General features: G+C 66.5%; 16 protein-coding genes, 1 tRNA gene and 1 pseudogene. 3 read left to right on the top strand and 15 right to left on the bottom strand.

What is annotated here, in order from left to right; translation table 11 throughout:
- Positions 1-47: 47 nt before the first annotated feature.
- The 3 genes from ACFYW5_RS07395 to ACFYW5_RS07385 all read right to left on the bottom strand — a co-directional run bounded on the left by ACFYW5_RS07395 (position 48) and on the right by ACFYW5_RS07385 (position 4,394).
- Positions 48-512 (bottom strand): single-stranded DNA-binding protein, encoded by a 465-nt coding sequence (locus ACFYW5_RS07395; protein WP_389415981.1) that lies wholly within the window; start codon positions 510-512, stop codon positions 48-50.
- A gap of 312 nt (positions 513-824) precedes the next feature.
- Positions 825-2,783: a GTP-binding protein gene (locus tag ACFYW5_RS07390; RefSeq protein WP_389415980.1), complete on the bottom strand. Its 1,959-nt coding sequence runs from the start codon at positions 2,781-2,783 to the stop codon at positions 825-827.
- Positions 2,784-2,786: 3 nt separating this feature from the next.
- Positions 2,787-4,394 (bottom strand): dynamin family protein, encoded by a 1,608-nt coding sequence (locus ACFYW5_RS07385; protein WP_389415979.1) that lies wholly within the window; start codon positions 4,392-4,394, stop codon positions 2,787-2,789.
- A gap of 319 nt (positions 4,395-4,713) precedes the next feature.
- Between ACFYW5_RS07385 and ACFYW5_RS07380 the strand changes: the two genes are divergently transcribed.
- Positions 4,714-4,786 (top strand) — tRNA-Arg (locus ACFYW5_RS07380).
- A gap of 179 nt (positions 4,787-4,965) precedes the next feature.
- Here the strand turns inward: ACFYW5_RS07380 and ACFYW5_RS07375 are convergent.
- The 8 genes and pseudogenes from ACFYW5_RS07375 to ACFYW5_RS07340 form a co-directional block, all read right to left on the bottom strand.
- Positions 4,966-6,360, bottom strand: coding sequence for a tyrosine-type recombinase/integrase (locus ACFYW5_RS07375; RefSeq protein WP_389415978.1), 1,395 nt, complete (start codon positions 6,358-6,360; stop codon positions 4,966-4,968).
- Positions 6,360-6,557: an AlpA family transcriptional regulator gene (locus tag ACFYW5_RS07370; protein WP_257564444.1), complete on the bottom strand. Its 198-nt coding sequence runs from the start codon at positions 6,555-6,557 to the stop codon at positions 6,360-6,362. The genes ACFYW5_RS07375 and ACFYW5_RS07370 overlap by 1 nt, the downstream gene beginning before the upstream one ends.
- A 115-nt stretch (positions 6,558-6,672) precedes the next feature.
- Positions 6,673-6,789 (bottom strand): annotated as a pseudogene (locus ACFYW5_RS07365) (mobile element transfer protein); the annotation flags it as partial.
- Between the two features lie 19 nt (positions 6,790-6,808).
- Positions 6,809-7,501, bottom strand: a complete 693-nt coding sequence (locus ACFYW5_RS07360; RefSeq protein WP_389415977.1) for a DUF2637 domain-containing protein — start codon at positions 7,499-7,501, stop codon at positions 6,809-6,811.
- Positions 7,501-7,707: a hypothetical protein gene (locus tag ACFYW5_RS07355; protein ID WP_389415976.1), complete on the bottom strand. Its 207-nt coding sequence runs from the start codon at positions 7,705-7,707 to the stop codon at positions 7,501-7,503. Before ACFYW5_RS07355 ends, ACFYW5_RS07360 begins: the two co-directional genes overlap by 1 nt.
- 84 nt (positions 7,708-7,791) lie before the next feature.
- Entirely contained in the window at positions 7,792-9,147 is a 1,356-nt protein-coding gene (locus ACFYW5_RS07350; RefSeq protein ID WP_389415975.1) for an FtsK/SpoIIIE domain-containing protein, read from the bottom strand.
- Between the two features lie 2 nt (positions 9,148-9,149).
- Positions 9,150-9,506, bottom strand: a complete 357-nt coding sequence (locus tag ACFYW5_RS07345; RefSeq protein ID WP_237310263.1) for a hypothetical protein — start codon at positions 9,504-9,506, stop codon at positions 9,150-9,152.
- 139 nt (positions 9,507-9,645) lie between these two features.
- On the bottom strand, positions 9,646-10,425 hold the full coding sequence (locus ACFYW5_RS07340) for a GntR family transcriptional regulator (protein WP_389415974.1): 780 nt from the start codon (positions 10,423-10,425) through the stop codon (positions 9,646-9,648).
- A 30-nt stretch (positions 10,426-10,455) separates the two neighbouring features.
- Between ACFYW5_RS07340 and ACFYW5_RS07335 the strand changes: the two genes are divergently transcribed.
- Complete coding sequence (locus ACFYW5_RS07335) at positions 10,456-10,905, top strand: NUDIX hydrolase (RefSeq protein ID WP_389415973.1); 450 nt, start codon at positions 10,456-10,458, stop codon at positions 10,903-10,905.
- Positions 10,902-11,279 (top strand): hypothetical protein, encoded by a 378-nt coding sequence (locus tag ACFYW5_RS07330; RefSeq protein ID WP_389415972.1) that lies wholly within the window; start codon positions 10,902-10,904, stop codon positions 11,277-11,279. The genes ACFYW5_RS07335 and ACFYW5_RS07330 overlap by 4 nt, the downstream gene beginning before the upstream one ends.
- Positions 11,280-12,098: 819 nt before the next feature.
- Here the strand turns inward: ACFYW5_RS07330 and ACFYW5_RS07325 are convergent.
- The 4 genes from ACFYW5_RS07325 to ACFYW5_RS07310 are packed head-to-tail and all read right to left on the bottom strand — an operon-like array spanning position 12,099 to position 17,173.
- Complete coding sequence (locus tag ACFYW5_RS07325; protein ID WP_389415971.1) at positions 12,099-12,644, bottom strand: hypothetical protein; 546 nt, start codon at positions 12,642-12,644, stop codon at positions 12,099-12,101.
- A gap of 10 nt (positions 12,645-12,654) precedes the next feature.
- The gene (locus ACFYW5_RS07320) at positions 12,655-14,784 is read right to left on the bottom strand and encodes an AAA family ATPase (protein ID WP_389415970.1); all 2,130 of its coding nucleotides are present in this window, start codon (positions 14,782-14,784) and stop codon (positions 12,655-12,657) included.
- On the bottom strand, positions 14,781-14,966 hold the full coding sequence (locus ACFYW5_RS07315) for a hypothetical protein (protein WP_389415969.1): 186 nt from the start codon (positions 14,964-14,966) through the stop codon (positions 14,781-14,783). Before ACFYW5_RS07315 ends, ACFYW5_RS07320 begins: the two co-directional genes overlap by 4 nt.
- A complete protein-coding gene (locus ACFYW5_RS07310) occupies positions 14,966-17,173 on the bottom strand; it encodes a DEAD/DEAH box helicase family protein (protein ID WP_389415968.1) in 2,208 nt (735 codons plus the stop codon). Before ACFYW5_RS07310 ends, ACFYW5_RS07315 begins: the two co-directional genes overlap by 1 nt.
- Between the last annotated feature and the right edge of the window lie 1,130 nt (positions 17,174-18,303).

The following is an 18,303-nucleotide window of genomic DNA, read 5'->3' as shown; positions in this document are numbered from 1 at the left end:
GCCGCAGTTCGGTCAACGATCACTCAGAGATGACGTCACGACTGGGGTCACGTCACCGCCGCCGGTTCCGCCGCGGGTTGACTCGACTCCTCCGGCGTCTCCCAGTCCGGCTCCGGACGCGGGGGCGGAGGCGGGCTGCTCACCGCCGGTTCCGGTCGGCCTGGACGGCGGAAGGCGGAAGTGCCCCGCGCGAGATCGTGGCCGATCGCCACCGCCTCGATGTCGGCCGAGGTCCAGGTCTGCTGCTCGCGCACCTCCGAGCGGACCTTGAGCCTGCCCTGCACCAGGACGGGGTCGCCCACGGTCAGCGACGCCGCGGCGTTCGTGGCGAGCTGCCGATTGGCCCACACCGTGAAGAAGTTGGTGTGCCCGTCCGTCCATTCGTTCTTCTCGCGGTCCAGGTACCGCGCGGTCACCGCCAGCCGGAACCGCGCGGAGGGCCCCGTCGCGACCTCCCGGTACACCGGCTGCGTGGCCACGTTCCCCACCACGGACACGATCGTCTCGTTCATCGTGCACCCCTCCTGATACGCCGACGGGCCCGTCCCGTACGGCTGCGTCTGTCGCGCCGGCGATCGCTTCCTCGCGAATCGCCGCGCAGCCAGACTGCCTCCGTCGGGCCGGGCCCGCCGAGCGCTGTGGATCAGCCCCGGCCCTGTGGACAACCCCGCCACTCGAACGGGGCGCTCCGCATCACGCCGTGCGGCCCTCGAACCGCGGCACCCCGGGCCCCAAGCCGTACGTCACTCACCCCCAGCACCCGCATCACCCGCATCACCCGCATCACCCGCATCACCCGCATCACCCGCGGAGCCGCACCCAACTCACCCCACCCCAACCCCCATAACCCGCCCGTACTGCTCCCGAACCTCCCGATACCGCAGCAACTCCGCCGCCACCGGATCCAGCACCCGGGCCCGCCCACACCCCGCGGCAGCCTCCCGAAGCCGCCGTTCCGCCTCCATGCCGTACCGCCGCGCCGGCCCCCGCGCCGCCATCCGGCAGCTCCACTCCACCAGCGGCCCACCGATGATCCCGGCCACCATCAACAGCACCGGCACCCCCAGGTTCGGCGCCATGACACCCACGATCTGCCCCGCCAGCCACAGACCGCCCACCACCTGCAACAGCGTCATCGACGCCTGCACCAGCACCGCCGCCGGCCACCACCCCGGCCGCGGCGGCCGCCCCGGCGGCAGTCCCGCGCGCGCGGCCAGTTCGTCCAGCGCCTCGGGCAGCCCCTGGGAGCCGCGTACGGCCGCCTCCCGTACCGCCTGCGCCCACGGCGTCGGCAGCCCGGCGGACGCCCGCTCGGCGACCGTGCGCACCGCCTGCTCGACGCGCTGGCGCGCGGTGGCCTCCTCGTCCGCCTGGGCCCGCAGCGAGTGCCGTCCCGTCGGGGGCTCGCTGCGGTCCTGGTACCACCGCCACAGCCGCAGCCAGGGCGTCCCGCACGCGCGATTGGCGTTGCGCAGCCACGCGCGCTCGGCGGCCTCGCCCGCCGCGGTGGCGCCGACCGCGTCCGCGAGGCGGGCGGCGAACTCGTCCCTGGCCTGCTCGCTCAGCCCGGTCCGCCGGGAGGTGGCGTAGACGGGCCGCAGCCCCCACCCGGCGGCGTCGACGTCGGCCGAGATCCGGCGCGCGGCGGCCCCGCGCTCCGCCACGAACTGGCCGAGCGCCTCGCGCAGCTCGCCGATGCCGTCTCCGGTGAGCGCGGACAGCGCGAGCACGGTCGCGCCCGGTTCGCCGTACTCGCCGAGCGCGATGCCGTCCTCGTCCAGCAGCCGCCGCAGATCGTCCAGGACCTGCTCGGCCGCCTCCCCGGGGAGCCGGTCGATCTGGTTCAGGACGACGAACATGACCTCGGCGTGGCCCGCCATCGGCCGCAGATAGCGCTCGTGGAGCATGGCGTCCGCGTACTTCTCGGGGTCCACGACCCACACGACGGCGTCCACGAGGGCCAGCACCCGGTCCACCTGCTCGCGGTGCTGCACGGCGGCCGAGTCGTGGTCGGGCAGGTCGACCAGGACGAGCCCGCGCAGCTGTCCCTCGGCGTCCGCGTGCTGGCCGGCGGGGCGGCGGCGCAGCCGGGGCGGGATGCCGAGCCGGTCGATGAGGGCGGCGGCACCGTCGCTCCAACTGCACGCGATGGGCGCGGCGGTGGTGGGCCGGCGTACGCCCGTCTCCGAGATGGTCACCCCGGCCAGCGCGTTGAACAGCTGCGACTTCCCGCTGCCGGTGGCGCCCGCGATGGCGATCACGGTGTGCTGCCCGGACAGCCTGCGCCGCGCGGCCGCCTCGTCGAGCACCCGCCCGGCCTCGGCGAGGGTCCGGCTGTCGAGCCGGGTCCGGGACAGCCCCACTAGCTCGCGCAGCGCGTCGAGCCGCGACCGCAGGACGCCGTCGTACGCCAGGGTGGTCGCCGTCTGCGGCACGGAGGCCCGGCGCTCCACCACGGGCGGGGCCTGCTCCCCGGCGTTCTCGTTCACCCGCCGCGCGATCAGCCCGTCGTCCCACGCGATCCCGGACTCGCCCCCGGCCGTGTCATCCTCCACGCGCCCGTGCTCCCCGCCCTCGGCGTCTACGTCCTTCTCCGGCGCTACGTCCTTCTGCGGCGCTACGTCCGTCTCGGCGCCCTTCTCCTCGTCCGCACCACCCCCGGTCGCCTCTGCCTGCTCTGCCTGCTCAGCTTCCTTGGTCTCCTCGGGAACGCTCTCGGCGGCACCGTCCTCGGCGGGTTCCGTGTGTCCCCGGTCGTGGTCCTGGTCAGTGACGGCGGTCACCGGTCACCTCTCCTTCTGCAGTACGGACAGCGCGGCGATGAGTTCGGCCTGTGGTTCCGGGTGGACGTCGAGGGCGTCGAGGGGGGCGAGCCGGCGCTCGCGCTCGGTGTGCATGACGCGGTCCAGGTGGTCGGCGAGGAGCCGTCCGCCCCGGTCGCGCAGCCGCAGCGCGCCGTGGGCTCCAATGCGCTCGGCGAGCCCCTCGCCCGCGGGACGGGCCCTGCGGCCCCCCAGGAGCGCCGTGGCGACGAGGGCGGCGACCACCTCGGGGTCGGGCGCCGGGCTCCGGTCGAGGTCGCGTACCTCGTCCTCGGCGTACTCCTCCAGCTCGCGCCGCCAGCGCCGTACGGCCAGTCCGATGCGGTGTTCGGCGGGCTCCAGGGTGGGATCGCGGTCCCGGAGGCCGGGGGCGCCCGCCGCCGGTTCGCGGCGCCAGGCGTCGTCGACGCGCTCGTCGGCGGCCGTGACGGAGCACACCAGGAGGGCCACGAGGCTCTCCACCAGGGAGTCCAGGAGCTCACCGGCCGAGCAGTCGAGGGGGAAGGCGCGCCAGCGTTTGAGGGCGTCGCCGGCGAGGACGGCGCCGGACTGGAGACGGCCGCGTACGCGCGCGTACTCGCTGTCGTACGCGGAGTCGACGGCGGCGGTGAGCCGGAGCGCGGCGGCGTACTGGGCGGCGGCGGCGCCGGCCAGCTCGGGCATCCGGGCCTTGAGGGAGTCGAGGACGCCATAGGCCGTGCGGGCCATCACGTGCTGGCGGGCGGCCGGGTCCTGGGCCTGGTGGACGAGCCAGGTGCGCAGCGGCGCCACTGCGGTGGCCGGGAGGAGGCCGCCGCCCCAGGCCGACTCGGGCAGCTCGGGGACGGTGAAGCGGGGCACGTGGCCGAGGCCGGCCTTGGTGAGCAGGGCTCCGTACTGCCGGGAGACCTCGGAGACGACCTGGTGGGGTACCCGGTCGAGGACGGTGACGAGGGTGACGTCGTACTCCTTGGCGGTGCGCAGCAGGTGCCAGGGGACGGCGTCGGCGTAGCGGGCGGCGGTGGTGACCATGATCCAGATGTCGGCGGCGCAGATGAGCTCGGCGGCGAGGATGCGGTTGTCGGCGACCAGGGAGTCGACGTCGGGGGCGTCGAGGAGGGCGAGGCCGCGCGGGAGCGTTTCGGCGGTCTCGACGCGCAGCACGCGCGCGGGGTCCTCGCCGGGCATCAGGAGGTCGTCGCCGGCCTCCTGATGGGGAACCCAGACGCGGGTGAGGTCGGGCAGTACGCGCATGCCGCTGAACCAGTGATGATCCTCCGGATGGCAGACCAGCACCGGAGTGCGGGTGGTGGGCCGGAGCACCCCGGCCTCACTGACCCGCTGGCCCACCAGGGAGTTGACCAGCGTCGACTTGCCGGCCCCCGTCGAACCTCCCACGACGGCCAGCAAAGGCGCTTCGGGTTCTCTCAACCGGGGCACCAAGTAGTCGTCGAGCTGCGCGAGCAGTTCGTCGCGGTTGGCACGCGCGCGTGGCGCCCCCGGCAGGGGAAGCGGAAAGCGTGCGGCTGCGACACGGTCGCGCAGAGCGGAGAGTGCGTCGATCAGCTGAGGCCGTACGTCCAAGGTCACCACATGTGAAGAATGCCCAATTTTAGGGGAATTCTGAAGCATATGAGCATGTCTGCGCGCCGACGGAACACAAGGGATGGAAGGGATGACTGGGACACCGGCATAGTCCAGGCATAACGAGTGCACAACACCCGGTGCGCGGGACGCCAAAAGCGGTGCACGATTCGTACCTGCCTGCGATTATCAGGACCGCTTCACCGAACCTCCACATCGAGCCACGGAGGCGAAGCAGCAGGGACAAGGACGCGGGAGCCCTATCCTTGACCCCGGCAACGTCACGGATCAGCCCACACCCGGGCACCACGACAGAGGCCACACACCGGCCCCCGTAGCTCAGTGGATAGAGCAGGCGCCTTCTAAGCGCTTGGCCGCAGGTTCGAGTCCTGCCGGGGGCGCCTATCCTCGCCCTTCCTCCGGGAGGGCGTTTTTGCTGGTCAGACCATGTAACGCTCGACACGCAGAAGCCCCGGGCACTCCCCTGATGATCAAGGGAGGACTCCGGGGCTGTCCGGCTGTCACCGGGTTTTCGCGGGTGGCTGTGTCGAATACGTGTCGAAGTTCTCGGCCGGGAGGGTCAACCGGCGGCAGGCCCTTCGGGAAGATCTCCAGCGGCTTCGAGCCGCTTCTTCAGGTCGGGAAGCTGTCCCTCGACGCATCGGGCGTACGTGGCCAGCAGCACGGGGACGCTGTTCCCTGCCCACTCCGCAACCTGGGCGGGCGGGATGCCGTCGTTGAGCCACTTCGTCAAGCGCGTGTGCCGGTTGTCGTACACCCGCTTGCCCGTGGGCGACTCGAAGACGTGCGAGGGCATGACGGCCTTGCGCGCACTGCGCCAGGCCCGGCGGATGACCGAACCCGCGAGGATGCCGCCCGTCTCCCCCTGGAACAGCAGATCCCCCGGCTTGAGCTGTTCCTCCTCGATGTGCTGTCGCAGGATGCGCGTCAGGGCGGGATGCCCCGGCGCTGTGCGCGTTTCGCCCTCGGCGCGGCCCTTCAGGTCACGTTCCTCGTGGACCTCTCCGGTGTCGGTCCACTGCTTGCCGACCTCCGGAGTCGCCGTGTGGATCAGCAGCTCGCACCACTGGTCACCGGCGTCGGGGCCGGGAAGCGTCACGTCTTCCACCCGCATGGCTACGGCTTCCTCCGGTCGCAGACCGCAGTAGTACAGCGTGGCGAAGAACGCGTGCAGCCTCTCTCCTCCACGCGGCCGGCGCCGAATCCAGTCGAGGAGTGCCGCCGCCTGGTCCGCGTTCATCAAGGACCGCTTGTCCACGGCGTTGCTGGTCTTGGTGACAGTCGTCGACTCCTTCCCCTTGGGGAGGGGGTTGGTCCGCAGGACGCGCCGCCGAATCGCGTGCTTCATGACGACGTTGAGGATCCGGCGGTGGCGCTTCCTGGACCAGGCCGCCGCCTGCTTGCCGTCGAGGCGCGTGTCGACGGCTCGCAGGACCTCATCAACTTTCTCCGGCTCCTCCCAGGCCGAGACCAGCAGGGAGTTACGCTCCACCCACCGGAGGATGGCCACCACCTCTCGCGGGGCGTCCGCACGGCGGGTCGCGTTGAACGCCCATTCGCGCAGCGCGGTCCGCACGGCCACCGGGGAGAACTGGGTCGGTTGCACCCGAAGCAGCGCGATGGTGACCGTCGTCAGGGTCTTGGCCGTGTTCTTACGGCTGTTGCCGCCAAGCTCCGCCCAACGGGCGTCCACGTACCCGACTGCGAACGCGTACCAGCTCATCGACGCCGACTTGGAGCGGTGGGACACCGGCAGCCCGGTAGCGATGACGAAGGCCTCGCCCTTACCGGTAGCCCGGATCAGTTCGGAGCGGAAGCCCTCAGCGAGTGCGACGGTGCCGAAGGGCTCGCGCCAGCGCTTGCCCGCTACCTCCCAACGCACGGTGTACGTGGTCTTCCGGGCCCCCTTGTACGTGAGGATCTTGTAGACCTTCACGTCGTACGTGGTCTCCATCAGGCGGCGTCCTCACGGTCGTCGAGCCAGTGATCGAGATCGCTCCGCCGGATCCTCAGGTCGCCGTTCGGGAGCTTGATGCAACGCGGCGCACGCCGCTTCGCCCGCCAGTCGTAGAAGGTCGAGCGTGAGACGCCCAGTTCCTCGCAGACCTCCGCGAGGGTCAGCATCGTGCGCGACCGCACGGCCGTGGTCATTCTGTGTTCCCTTCGCTCCTGAGGACTTCGCGGGCGGTCTCGCGGTTGGTGTGCAGGTCGCGCGCGATGGTCGCGGCGAGGGCGGCTTCACCTGGGGTGTGGCCGTGGCCGGCGTGCAGCGGTCGGCGGTGCAGACGGCGGCGTGCACAGTCCGGCCGTGGCGGTCGCGGTGGGTGCCGATCTGCACGGGGCCGATCCGCATCACGGAGTGGAAGTTGTCGCGGGCGGGCATCGAGGTGTTTCCTTCCTGATCAGGCGAGGTGGGCAGCGATGGCGTCGGCGAGGTGGGGCGGGACGCCGAGGCGGGAACGCAGGGTGTCGGTGTCGATCGGAGCGCCGGTGCGGGCGCGGTACTCGTCAGCGACTTTGCGGGCGTGGTCGACGAGGACGGCGGGGACCGGCGGCGCGGGTGTCGAGGCGGGAGTCGAGAGCGGGGCTGGGGCTGGGTCCGAGACCGGGGCCGGGTCCTGGACCGCGTCAGGCTCGGGAACGGCTGCTTCTGGTAGCCGGGGATCGGCGTCCGGGGTCTCCGCGACGGGTGCCGGCGGAACCGGCTTCGGCTCCGACTCCGGCTTCGCAGCCGACGAGTGAGCGAGGAGCGTTCCACCAAGGAAGGCGACCGCGGGCCACCCGGCGATGCCGAGACGGAGCAGGGCGGGCGGGTCGGCCAGGTCGAGGAATCCGGCGGTGGCGACATTGGCGCCGAGCGAGGTGAACAGGGCGATGAGGAACCAGCACCAGGCCAGCCGGGACGGACCTTCGCTGCGCAGGCGCCGCCAGGCGGCGACCAGGAGCAGGTCGACGCTGATCGGGTAGGCCCAGGCCTTCCAGCCGTCCTGTCCGGCAGCGGCGGCCAGGTCGTGCAGGTGGGCGAAGGACAGGGCACCGGCGATCACGGCCTGAATCAGCACCGCGTCGACACGGAGACCGTGAAGGGCGCCCATTAGGAGTCCTCATCCGGGTGGATCGGACCGTCCTCCGAGTCGTAACCGGACGGGAACGTCCCGGGCGGCGGCTCGGGCAACGAGACGGCGAGGGACGTGCTGACCGCCTCCACGAAATCGAGGTCGGCGCCGCCCATGTCGGCGTACAAGGCGAGTTGGCCGAGGAGGAGCACGGTCCGGGCGAAGTCCTCGCAGTTCGGGCACATACCGAGTTCTCCCTTCATCAGGCATGGCGGAGGTAGGGACTTGGCGCGAAGACGGTCACGCCGACCGATGGGACGAGCGAGAGATCAGGCGGTGGCCGGAGAAAGCTTGGCCGACGGCACGAGTGCAGCGGCGGATCCGGGGAGGGCCGGCCGGAACGGCGCCAGCTCGGGCAGGTCCGGGGTCCGGTCGGCGTGCCGGTTGCAGAGGTTCACGGCCTGGCGGAGTGAGGTGTGCGGGGCGCGGATGCGGTGCCAGCCTCCGGAGGAGTCGCCCGCGATGGCGATCCCCCGCATCTCGGCCGGGATCTGGATGGCGGCGAGGACGGCGTCCGGGGAGATGTCGCCGAAGGCCATGTTGGCGGAGGTCTCGTCGTTGACACGGTGGGCGGTACGTCCGGTGAGCTGGGCGCGGAGCATGGTGATGCCTTTGCCGAGTTCCGAGCCGAAGCGCTGCCCGCAGATCTCCAGGTAGATGCCGGCCGCGCGGCCGAGCTGGGCGAGGCGGACCAGCGCGGTGATGATCCGGTCCCGCCGCTTCTCCTCCTCCTTGCTGGCGTACAGGGCGAGTTCGGCAACCTCGTCGACCAGGACGACGACCGGAGTCGGACGCAATCCGTCGGGCAGATCCCAGATGTCGGCGGCGATCTCCGCGTCCGGTACGTCGACGGTGATCCGTTGCTGGGCACGGATGAGCTGATAGACGTCCGCCATCCGGCCCACGAGCGCATCGAGCAGTTCGGCGGCGGTGTCGGGGTTGTCGGCCAGCGCGGAGAACCTGCGGCCCAGCGGGAACAGTTCGACCCCTTGCTTGCAGTCGATGCCGACGAGAGCGACATCCATCGGGGCGAGTCCGGCGACCAGGTTGCGCTGGTAGACAGACTTGCCGGATTCCGTGGCGCCGAGGGTGAGGGCGTGGGGTATCGCCCGGTAGTCGCGGTAGTGCACCGAGCCGTCCTGTCGCAGGGCGACGGGTACCCGCATGGGCCGGGTCTCGGTCGCGGCGGGCATCTGCACCCGCTTCAGCACGTCGTAGCCGGTCATCCGCACTTCTATGACGCCGGACCGCAGCTCACGCGAGGTGACGCCATACATCGAGAACGAGTGCCGGAGCCTGTCCGAGGCTGCGGCGATATCGAAGGCGTCCTGGCCGGGGCGCAGCTTGAGCCGCAGGACGAGGCCGGTGCGAGTCGGCCGCAGCCGCAGGATGCGCGGCGGACGGGACTCCGGCATCGGGCGGTTGGTGGCCCGTGCCAGGGCGAGCCGCCATCGCGCGGGCGGCACGGTCAGCCCGCACGCGTCCATGACGGAGCCGTACCGGACCAGGACCCTCACCGTGGCCAGGGTGACCCCGAAGACCAGCCAGTACCAGGCGGGGCGCCGCCACCGCAGGAGACCTGCGGCGGCGACGACCAGCACCAGAGCGACCGTGAAGCCGGTCATGATCAGGCCGCCTTCGGCCCTGCGGCGGCGTTGGCGAGCGAGGTGACCGCGACCGCGCGGAACGCGATTCCGTGCCGCTTCTGGCCGTTGAAGTCGTTCTCCCACGGCCGGGCGATCAGGCCGGTGAGCGCGACCGGCGTGCCCATGGCCAGCTCACCGCTGATCCCGGGCTCCGGGACGGTGATGGACAGGATCTCCACCTCTTCGTTGGCCGCGAACATCACGTCGACCGTCATCAGCTTCGAACCGGACTCGATGTCCATGGCGATCTCGCCGGTACGGCGGTCCTTCACCTTGGGCTGCGGGGTCTTGGCGACCATCACGATCGCGGCGGAAGTGTCGACAGGGATCTGACGCATAGCAGAGCACTCCTCTATAGATGCTGGACTCCGCCACTCATGTACATGAGTGACAGGAAGAAGAGTGCACCACTCCTGTACATGAGTCAACCCGCCGCGAAGAGGAACTCGCGACGGACTGCGGAGAGTTGAGCGGGCGTCAGTCGTCGGCAGGGATGCGGTACTCGAAAACGAACTGGTCAGCGGCCATGAGCGTGTCGCACACCTCGACCACGAGGCCCGCGGTCGTACGCGCTTCCCGGATCAGGTGAACCACGGCAGCACCCGGGCTCAGTGCCAGCTCCGAGGCTTCCGACTTCGAGGCCGGCCGCGCCTGCAGCGTCTCGACGAACTCAGCGAACTCATGTCCATGGTCTTCGAGTCGGGCGTAGATACCGCCGCCGCCGGGGTTCTCGGCGAACAGCTCCGGGATCTCCTTCACGACGTCCCACGGCAGGTAGGACGTGGTGGTCTCGACCGGAACCCCGTTGCGGAAGTAGAGGCGCCGACGGGCCAGCACCTGCGCGCCGGCAGGAACACCCAGCCGTTGGGCGGCATCCTCAGGAGCCTCCATGGGCCCGATGTAGAGGACGCTCACCTTTGCCGTGGCACCGGACTGCGCCGACTCCGCAAGGTAGGCGGCCTGCCCTCCCTGCCGAAGCGAGCGCCGGAAGCGATCGGAGGAACGGTGCCGCACAGGAGGCCGGTTCTTCACGATCGAGCCCTTGCCGTGCCGGGTCTCGACGAGTCCACTCGCCCGCACCTCGGCCATGGCCTTACGGATCGTCCCGCCAGACACGCCGTAGCGATCCACCAGCTCAGATTCACTCGGCACCATGTCACCGGGCTTCAGAACCCCCGCCCGGATCTGCTGCACGATCTCTTCCGCGATCTGCACGTACCGAGGACCGGCCGTGCCCCCTCCAGCAGCAGTTCCCATAGTCCTTCTCTGCCTCCTAAGCTCCTCTACATGAGTCAACCACAGGAAGCGACACCGCCTCCCCTGCACTCCGTGTCCGTAGCCGGAGTGGTGGTGCGCGAGGACGGCCGCCTCCTGGCGATCCGCCGAGCCGACAACGGCACCTGGGAACTCCCCGGCGGCATCCTCGAACTCGACGAGACCCCCGAAGCCGGTGTCGCTCGCGAGGTCCTGGAGGAGACAGGCATCCACATCGAGGTGGACGAACTCACGGGCGTCTACAAGAACATGACCCGCGGCGTCATCGCCCTGGTCTTCCGCTGCAAGCCCTCAGGCGGCACCGAACGCACCTCCAGCGAGTCCACGGCGGTCTCATGGCTCACACCCAACGAGGTCAGCGAGCGCATGTCCGAGGCCTTCGCCATCAGACTTCTGGACGCCTTGGACGGCAACGGCCCCCACGTGCGAAGCCACGACGGCAAGCAGCTGCTCAACCGATGACAGAAGCGGACAACGTACGTCGGCAACCGAGGCACCTCACGGAGCTGTCCACCGTCAATGAGTTCCTCGATGAGATACGCCTTCGCCCCGGTATGTGGCTGCGCAGCGGCTCCATCCAGCACTTGGACTCCATGCTCATCGGCTACCGAGCCGCGATGGCCGTGCATGGCGTCGAGGAAGACTTCGCCTTCTGGAGCCCTGGGGCTCAAGGCCCCTTCGCCGAGTGGCTGTGGCAGCGGCTCGGCCGTCACAGCTCTCTTGGTTGGGCGGTCGAGATCGAACGTGAGGCTCAAGAGGCCAACGTGGCCCCGGTTGAGCTGTTCTTCAGCCTGTTCGATGAGTACCAACGAGAGCGCCACCCGACCGAGGGATAAGACTTTCCCTACTTCATCAAGGCTCGCTGCGCTCGCTCGTCCGGCGGTCAACGGCGCTCATCGATCATCGCCAACCCGCCCGCCGCACACTCCGCCCAAGCGCATCAACGGCCCGCATGCCACCGCCACCACGATCCGGCCTCAGGAGGGGAAAACACAACTGCGGCCGGACCTCAACGCCCCGCTTCCTGGGCCACGCCGCGTCCCTTCCACCCGGTTGCCTACATAAGTAGGTCGGATCAACCGAGGGCCGCACCAAGCGCGGCGGCGACGGCCGGTCGCCGCCGCGCCGCCTCAATGTCTCCGCCACCGGCCGCACGTCGCCGCCCACCCGTCGCCGCACACAGCGGCCACATTCCAACACGGGCACGGGGACGAACCGTGATCTCCAACGGTGCAGGTCAAAGACGCTGTGTGTTCCCGAAAGAGGCCGGATCGTGGTAGCGGTGGCATGCGGGCCGACGCTGCCAGATGCGCGGGCGTTCGTACGGCCCGCTGATCCCGCACCAGGCCGCCGGCCAGACGGCAACTGCGACCATGAGGGGGAGAACCCCGCTGGGGCGGTCGGCTCCGCGACTTTAGCCAGCCACTTTGGCGCGAGCCTCGAAGATCATGGCCCCAACGTCGTGCTTTACCGGGCAGGTCCACAGACTGCCCGACTCGCCGGAAGCTTACGGGGCCATGATCACTCGCGCCAACGCAGCTCCCGGCCAAAGTCGCTACGCCAACCTTCACACCTCTGCTGACACTCCTGGCCACCACCCGCTGGCTAGGTTCGATCACGCTACGAAGATCTGAGACTCTAGTACCGCTGGCGAGTCACTTGATGATCATTTCAAGGAGACCCAATAGCGGGTCCTGCACCGCCGACTCGTCCCCAATCTCTCTCTTCGCACACTCCACTGTGTCAATAGCGGACATGACAAGATCGCGGATACTGCTCTCGTCCTGGCGGTGATTCAGGAGCCATTCGAATCCTGCGTGCGCGTAGCGGTCGAGTAGGGCCAGCTGTTCGACCAGGTTCTCGCTGGCTAGGAGATCTAGTTGGGATCTCAGGGAGTCCTCGATGGCTTGGTCAGGAGCAGCACTGGTTAGGGCCACCGCAGCAGTGATCTCGTGAGCGCCATCAGCACCGAGAAAGACCCGATCCTGAATGGGGAGCACCTCCTTCTTCGAGGTAGGCATCTTCTCCATCGGTGTGGGCTGATTCAGAGCCATCGCCAGCGAAGCAGCAAATACGTACGCGTCACGCATCTCCGTAAACGGACCGGTCTTGGTGCTCGCCGCAACTGATTTCGCTTTGCCTGACGTGACAAGCGAATCAAGGATATCCTTATGAACCGGATAGATATTGACGTTCGCCATATGCCGTCCTTCAGCCGATACTGGTCATGCGGGTTCTAGCATGGGCCACACCATCATCTTGAGCACTGTAGATGTGGTCTTTTCCATTCCATCGAACTTTTCTGTTACTAGAGCTGCGCGAGGTCAGCTCCATAATATTGGCGCTCCCAACGCTGTCGGCGATCCCCTCCCACACAGCCACGGATTTCGCGGAAACGATCACTACGACTTGTGGCAGCAACTTAGGGAGCGCGTTCACCACATCGGCCTCGTACTCATCGTCCAGTGGACTCGTCGGCGAGTCGAGGACGACAGGGAAGCCCTGACTCCGGGATGTCGCGACGCCGCCTGTGCGCTTTAGTTGTTGCTGATTTCGGGCGATCTCCTCGTAAAGCGGAGCGAGCCTGGCGATGGCTCCGAGGAAAGCAATCAAGACCAGCACCTTCTCTGACTGGGAAAGCGGAATTTCCTCCTCTCTACCTGGAAATCGCACCGTAATGCCAAAGTCCTCGCCGACATGGATTTGATACGGCTTGGCAATCAGGTCCGAGTAGGTGACATTGATTGCCTGTTCGAAGTCTTCTCGACCAAATCTATTCAGACCTTTCCGAGCCGCGTCGAAGAAGTCTTTAACCTCGCGGAGAATCTTGATAGCGGCTGTCTTGCGCTTGTGCCCCTCAGATTTCGAGGACTTCCTGGTGTAGTCTGCCAGCGATTCCCGGGCTTTGGCGGACAGCTCCTCGATATCAGCTTCGATCCCTTTAACTTCGGCAATGAGCATGTCCACGGTCTTCTGCCTCACCATGGCGATCTCAACAGGGCTTTGCCCTACTGGGATCCGTTCGATGTTGTGGGCATCAGTGAAGTCTTTGAGTTCACGCATTGCCTTAGTAAGCAGCCGGTCGGCCACGTCGACACATGTCCGCAACACTGCCTGGAGCATTCTCATGTCCGCGTCCTGTTGCGGGCCAGCGGCTCCGAGGTCTGCCGCGAGTGAGGCGACGTCCTTGCGTAGACCCGCGACCTCAGTGTCTCTCTGAGTGACGTGCCGCACGAGCAGGGAGCGAGTCTCCATTCCCCGAACAGCGACCCGTGCGTCGGCGACGTGCGCCCGCAATGTCTTGATGCGGTCGTTCGCCTCCTTGGAGAGAGGCTCACCGCAGAGAGTGCAGCGGCATTCCTTCAACGTCTTGTCGAGCACAGACTCATGGATACGTGGAGGCATCAAGCCGGCCTTCTCAGCCAGGTCGAGCTGAGAGATCGCGGAGTGGACTGCACTCTGAGCAAAATGGAGATGAGCCTTGCGGGCAAGGGTGACATAAAGCTCATGCGCTCGTTGGGTTGCGTCTTCTGCCTGCCGCACACATCCCGTCAGCCGTCCGTACTCCAGCTCCCATCTTCTGATCTCCTCCGGGTTGTACCTCTCAGCTTCCTTTTTGGCTTTACTGGCTTTGTCCCTGGCATCCGCTAGCAGCCCTGGGAGGTCGTCACGACGACTCTCCGCAGAGTTCAGCTCCTCCTGAGCCTGTTCATACTTCCGGCGGGCGTCCTCGACGGTGTTGTCGCTGTAGTTCTTAGGCGGCTTTAGAGCCTCGCTCTCTATTGCCTTGCGAAGGTCTTCGGTAGCCCGGTCGTAAATATCCCCAGCCAACAAGGACCTGATCGCCTGGCCGATATTTAGAGAGGATCCTTCGCCTGGCCTATTCCCCTCCAAAACGTTCGCGGTACTGAAAGTCTCAGCCGGAAAGAAGAACAAGTCTTTGAGTGCTTTTGGGAGAATTTTGTAGATGTCATCCTCGACTGCACGCTCACCATTCTTGGTAACTGTTAGATCATATTCGCGAGCGGACTGCCTACGCGCATCGGTAACCCGCCGGACGCGAAACTCATCTTTCTCGTGAACCAGCGTAAGCTCTACCCAGGTCTCAGCAGACGGGTCCATCTCCACGGCGTCGACGTTGACTAGCTGGCCTGGCTGCGCGAACCCGTCGGTGAATTCTCCGTATAGAGCCCACGTGAACGCATTGAGCAGCGCCGTCTTGCCGGCACCATTGGGACCCAAAATTAGAGTCACAGGCTTGCGAGGATCGACTGAAAACTCGACTCGATGGTCACCGTGGAAAGACCGCCAGTTGCGCATGGTCAAAGTCATGAACTTCATTTACGACCCTCCTTAGCCATTACCATTTGGAGAGCACTGGTAGCGAATTCGTCGGGTAGGTCACTGCGGTCATCAGAAAACCGCCGCCCATGTTCCGCCTTAAGTACATGACTGACCACCGCCTTCGCCTCTGGGCTCAACTTGTCGGCAAATGCCTGCATTTGTTCTTCAAACGGGTTCATCAGACCCATTCCTCCATGTCGTCGCCCTCAGCCATGTTCATCCAGGGTTGATCAGCGGGGCGTAGGCCGTATTCGTATGCCCACTCGATGATGGTCAGCAGTGCCTCGCGATTTCTTGCTGCTTCGGCAAGTTCGACGGCACGGGACAACTCGGCCCCGATAAGCCTCTTTTCCGAGTCAGAGGGCTCTCCGGCAGGTCGCGGCGGCATGACGATGAAGTCATGGATCACAGCATGCGACTTCGGGTTGCGCGGGTCGCGCCGCAACAGTCGCCCACGACGCTGTACGAACTGCCGGGGGTTCTGGGTCGACGCAGTGATGACGCCAATGCGTGCAGACGGGATGTCAACTCCCTCGTCGAGGCATTTCATAGCCAGTAGTGCGTGGATATCCCCACTGGCCAGGCGATCCTGAAGGACCTCACGACGGATCCTGTCAGTCTCACCGTAATAGCGCTCGACCCGCATACCGAACTCCTCGCGAAGCATCTTCTCGGTCCTCTCGAGCGCGGGGAAGTCAGTCTCCGGGTCTTTGCCTTCAGCGACGTAGATAATTTGGTGCGTCTGGTCCTTCAGGCCGCTCGCCATCAGCTGATGCAGCCGATTGTGCTTGCCAGCAGCGTGCTGGGTTAGCCTGGTACGCGCCCGGATTTGAGCCTCTGCCGCCTGCTCATCTTTCCTGGCGAACGCCGCTGCGATCCGTTGGGAGATCTGCCGATACCGCTTGGCCTCGTCATCGGTCAGCTCGATCGGGTGAGGCAAGTAGTCATATGGCACAAGTGCGTTGTGCTGATAGATCGCTTGCTTGATGCTGATCGACACCACAGGGTCGCCGAAGTAGCCTAGGAGAGCTTGGGTACCCTCGTCGTCACCGTGCCGCTTGGGGGTCGCGGACAACCCCAGGGTGAACGTGGGCTTCGAAGGCAGTGCGTCCAGGCGTGGCTGCGTGCCCAGCGAGTGCATTTCATCCCCGATGACCATCATCCGGCCACGATGACGGGCCAACTGTCGCTGTACGAAATGCTCGGAATCAGCGATGGCTTCCCCCCGTGGGGTGAGGCTGCCGGCTGTGGTGATTACCATCTCAGCGCGCCGCCCTTGGCTTGATCGGGCTGCCGAGAAAACGGCTTTCAGATGCTCCCTCTGTTTGGTGCTGAGGGTGCCGTGACAGACCGCGGGGCGAAAGCCGAACCTCTCGGCCTCCCTGCGCCATTGCTCTACGAGGTCGACCAATGGCACGATCACCAGCACGAGCAATGGCTGGTTGGCATGGGCGGAGTGCACGGAAGCTTGCGTAGCAGCGGTCAGTGCGGTGATGGTCTTCCCAGTGCCTGTCGCCATAGCGAAAACGCCACGGCCGTCAGCCCGGAGCCAGTTGTTCACCGCATCTTGCTGGTACTCGTGTAGTTTGAGGTCGTCAGGAAGCGCCGGGACAAGTGACGCCTCATCCAAAACCGGCGCGATCGGCGAGCTCGGTTGGTCAATTTCGGCTAATGTCCCCGTTGCGGACGGCTCGCGAATGCCAAAACTGGACCGCATCGGATTTTCGATCCAGTCATTCACCCGCCACAAAGCTATGCCGTCAACGCGCTCGCCCCATAGTTGTTCGAACCGATCCCGCTCTTCATGGGCATACTCACGCTGCTCCTCGTTCACCCAGCTGCGGTGCAGCGGAAACGACTCCGAATGAAGCCTGGCCCCACCAATAGTTTCGTTCGGACTGCCGGTGAACGTCATCCAGTTGCCATCGTGGTCAGAGAAGACCCCGATCTTCTCATGGAACAGTGCGTAACTGTGGGTGTGCTCCCGCAGTGCGATACGGACATCCAGCCGGCCAGTAGCGACCATCCACGTCAGCAGCTTCAGCCGGTCCGCCAGCACAGGGCTGGGGATCGGCTGCATGATGGCGCGGCGAAGGCCCTCCTTGATATGGCTCTTGAGGTCCTCGCCCTTGCCCATCGCTTCCAGCTCTTCGTCACCAAGGTGAGCAGGGGACGTGATGAGACGCATCATGCCGCCGTTGAGAACAAACCTGTCGAGTGAGGGCGCAACTGCCGCCAGGAGGCCCGCCGAGAAGAACCCGACGGCGCGGTCGTAGTTACGCGACCGGGCGAAGGCCGGTACATAAAAGTCTCTGATCAGGTCGTCCGGCGGCGAGTTGTACCGGCGCTTCCATCTAGGTTCCCAGGACGGCAAGTCGTCGGTCATCACATCCCCTTTAGAAGGTCGAGCAGGGGATCCTTCACAGTCTCGTGGTCTGTGCTGTCGTCATGAGACTTCTCAGGCTCGGGTGGATCCAGAAGGGCGTCCATCCCCGGCAACGGGACATCGGACCTGTTCGGTTGCATACCTGAATCGCCAACCAATGTCAGCAGCAACGCGGCCAGAATGTCTACGGCGCTCTCCCTCCCGCACTGCCGTAGGTTCCGCAAATCAGTGATCGTGATCCCCAACAGCCGATCGAGCCGCCCTAGATGGTTTTTTCGTAGCAAGTTACGCGCTCGCTGGGTACGGCAGCAGGCGTCGACGTCACCATCTGTGGCCACCGAGCGCCCCAACAGTGTGCCGAGGTCATTAGGGGAATCAACGGCTACGAGGATCCGAGCCCATGCCTGTGCCGTCGCCAGGCGCACGGTCCCGGCAGGAGCCGCGTCCACGTCGACGACAGCCTGCTCATACTCCACGTCCTCGCCTCGCTCCCAGCGATAACTGAACTGCCATGGTTCTCAGCCTGCCGCCGTGACAAACGCCTTGCAGAGCCGCACCTCCCCCGGACACGACAGCGCCCCCGACAGGTGCTCCTTCAGCCGTTTGTGAAAAATTAGCGTAGACGATCACCCTGACACACGGGTCTCCCGGAAGGTTGCCCTTAGATACCGGTCTGCGGTCCAGCTTGACACCCCCGGACCACGGACAACGCCCATCGCCACATGGACAGCGCCAGCGACCCTCCAACTCAGTCGACGCATGCCACCTGCAGGAACGGCAGCCACCCATCGGCACAAATCTAGGGGCGCCTATCCGCCTGAGGCTTAGTTAGTTCGCCTGTCGCATCACCATGCAGCTCGCACACCTGTCGCCCGCCCCGGGCACTTCACCCCGCCCGTCCTCAGAAGTGCCTGCTGGATGCAGCTTTCGCGGAATGATCACATGAGTCCACGTGGGAGCAGCGCGCCGGCAACGGCATGGTCCGCGGGCTGCGCGGGAGAAATCAATGTAACTGGACGATTCGCCAAGGCTATCGGGCGCAAGGTGGGAGCGCTTGCCCATCGTCTGACACTCCAGGCGACGCCCGCCGCCCGGGGCTGGCCTGCCCCTAGAGATGTAAGGCTGCCGCC

Source organism: Streptomyces sp. NPDC002779 (genome assembly GCF_042888685.1).
GTDB lineage: Bacteria > Actinomycetota > Actinomycetes > Streptomycetales > Streptomycetaceae > Streptomyces.
Note: the sequence above shows the minus strand (reverse complement) of the source record. Positions and strands in the feature narration are given on the sequence as shown.

Excerpts from the sequence above, each read along its gene's own strand:
- ACFYW5_RS07340 (WP_389415974.1), bottom strand. The coding sequence starts at position 10,425 with ATGGGAACTGCTGCTGGAGGGGGCACGGCCGGTCCTCGGTACGTGCAG.
- ACFYW5_RS07360 (WP_389415977.1), bottom strand. The coding sequence starts at position 7,501 with ATGGGCGCCCTTCACGGTCTCCGTGTCGACGCGGTGCTGATTCAGGCC.
- ACFYW5_RS07315 (WP_389415969.1), bottom strand. The coding sequence starts at position 14,966 with ATGAACCCGTTTGAAGAACAAATGCAGGCATTTGCCGACAAGTTGAGC.
- ACFYW5_RS07395 (WP_389415981.1), bottom strand. The coding sequence starts at position 512 with ATGAACGAGACGATCGTGTCCGTGGTGGGGAACGTGGCCACGCAGCCG.
- ACFYW5_RS07320 (WP_389415970.1), bottom strand. The coding sequence starts at position 14,784 with ATGAAGTTCATGACTTTGACCATGCGCAACTGGCGGTCTTTCCACGGT.
- ACFYW5_RS07310 (WP_389415968.1), bottom strand. The coding sequence starts at position 17,173 with ATGACCGACGACTTGCCGTCCTGGGAACCTAGATGGAAGCGCCGGTAC.
- ACFYW5_RS07335 (WP_389415973.1), top strand. The coding sequence starts at position 10,456 with ATGAGTCAACCACAGGAAGCGACACCGCCTCCCCTGCACTCCGTGTCC.
- ACFYW5_RS07345 (WP_237310263.1), bottom strand. The coding sequence starts at position 9,506 with ATGCGTCAGATCCCTGTCGACACTTCCGCCGCGATCGTGATGGTCGCC.
- ACFYW5_RS07375 (WP_389415978.1), bottom strand. The coding sequence starts at position 6,360 with ATGGAGACCACGTACGACGTGAAGGTCTACAAGATCCTCACGTACAAG.
- ACFYW5_RS07330 (WP_389415972.1), top strand. The coding sequence starts at position 10,902 with ATGACAGAAGCGGACAACGTACGTCGGCAACCGAGGCACCTCACGGAG.
- ACFYW5_RS07325 (WP_389415971.1), bottom strand. The coding sequence starts at position 12,644 with ATGGCGAACGTCAATATCTATCCGGTTCATAAGGATATCCTTGATTCG.
- ACFYW5_RS07370 (WP_257564444.1), bottom strand. The coding sequence starts at position 6,557 with ATGACCACGGCCGTGCGGTCGCGCACGATGCTGACCCTCGCGGAGGTC.
- ACFYW5_RS07355 (WP_389415976.1), bottom strand. The coding sequence starts at position 7,707 with ATGTGCCCGAACTGCGAGGACTTCGCCCGGACCGTGCTCCTCCTCGGC.
- ACFYW5_RS07350 (WP_389415975.1), bottom strand. The coding sequence starts at position 9,147 with ATGACCGGCTTCACGGTCGCTCTGGTGCTGGTCGTCGCCGCCGCAGGT.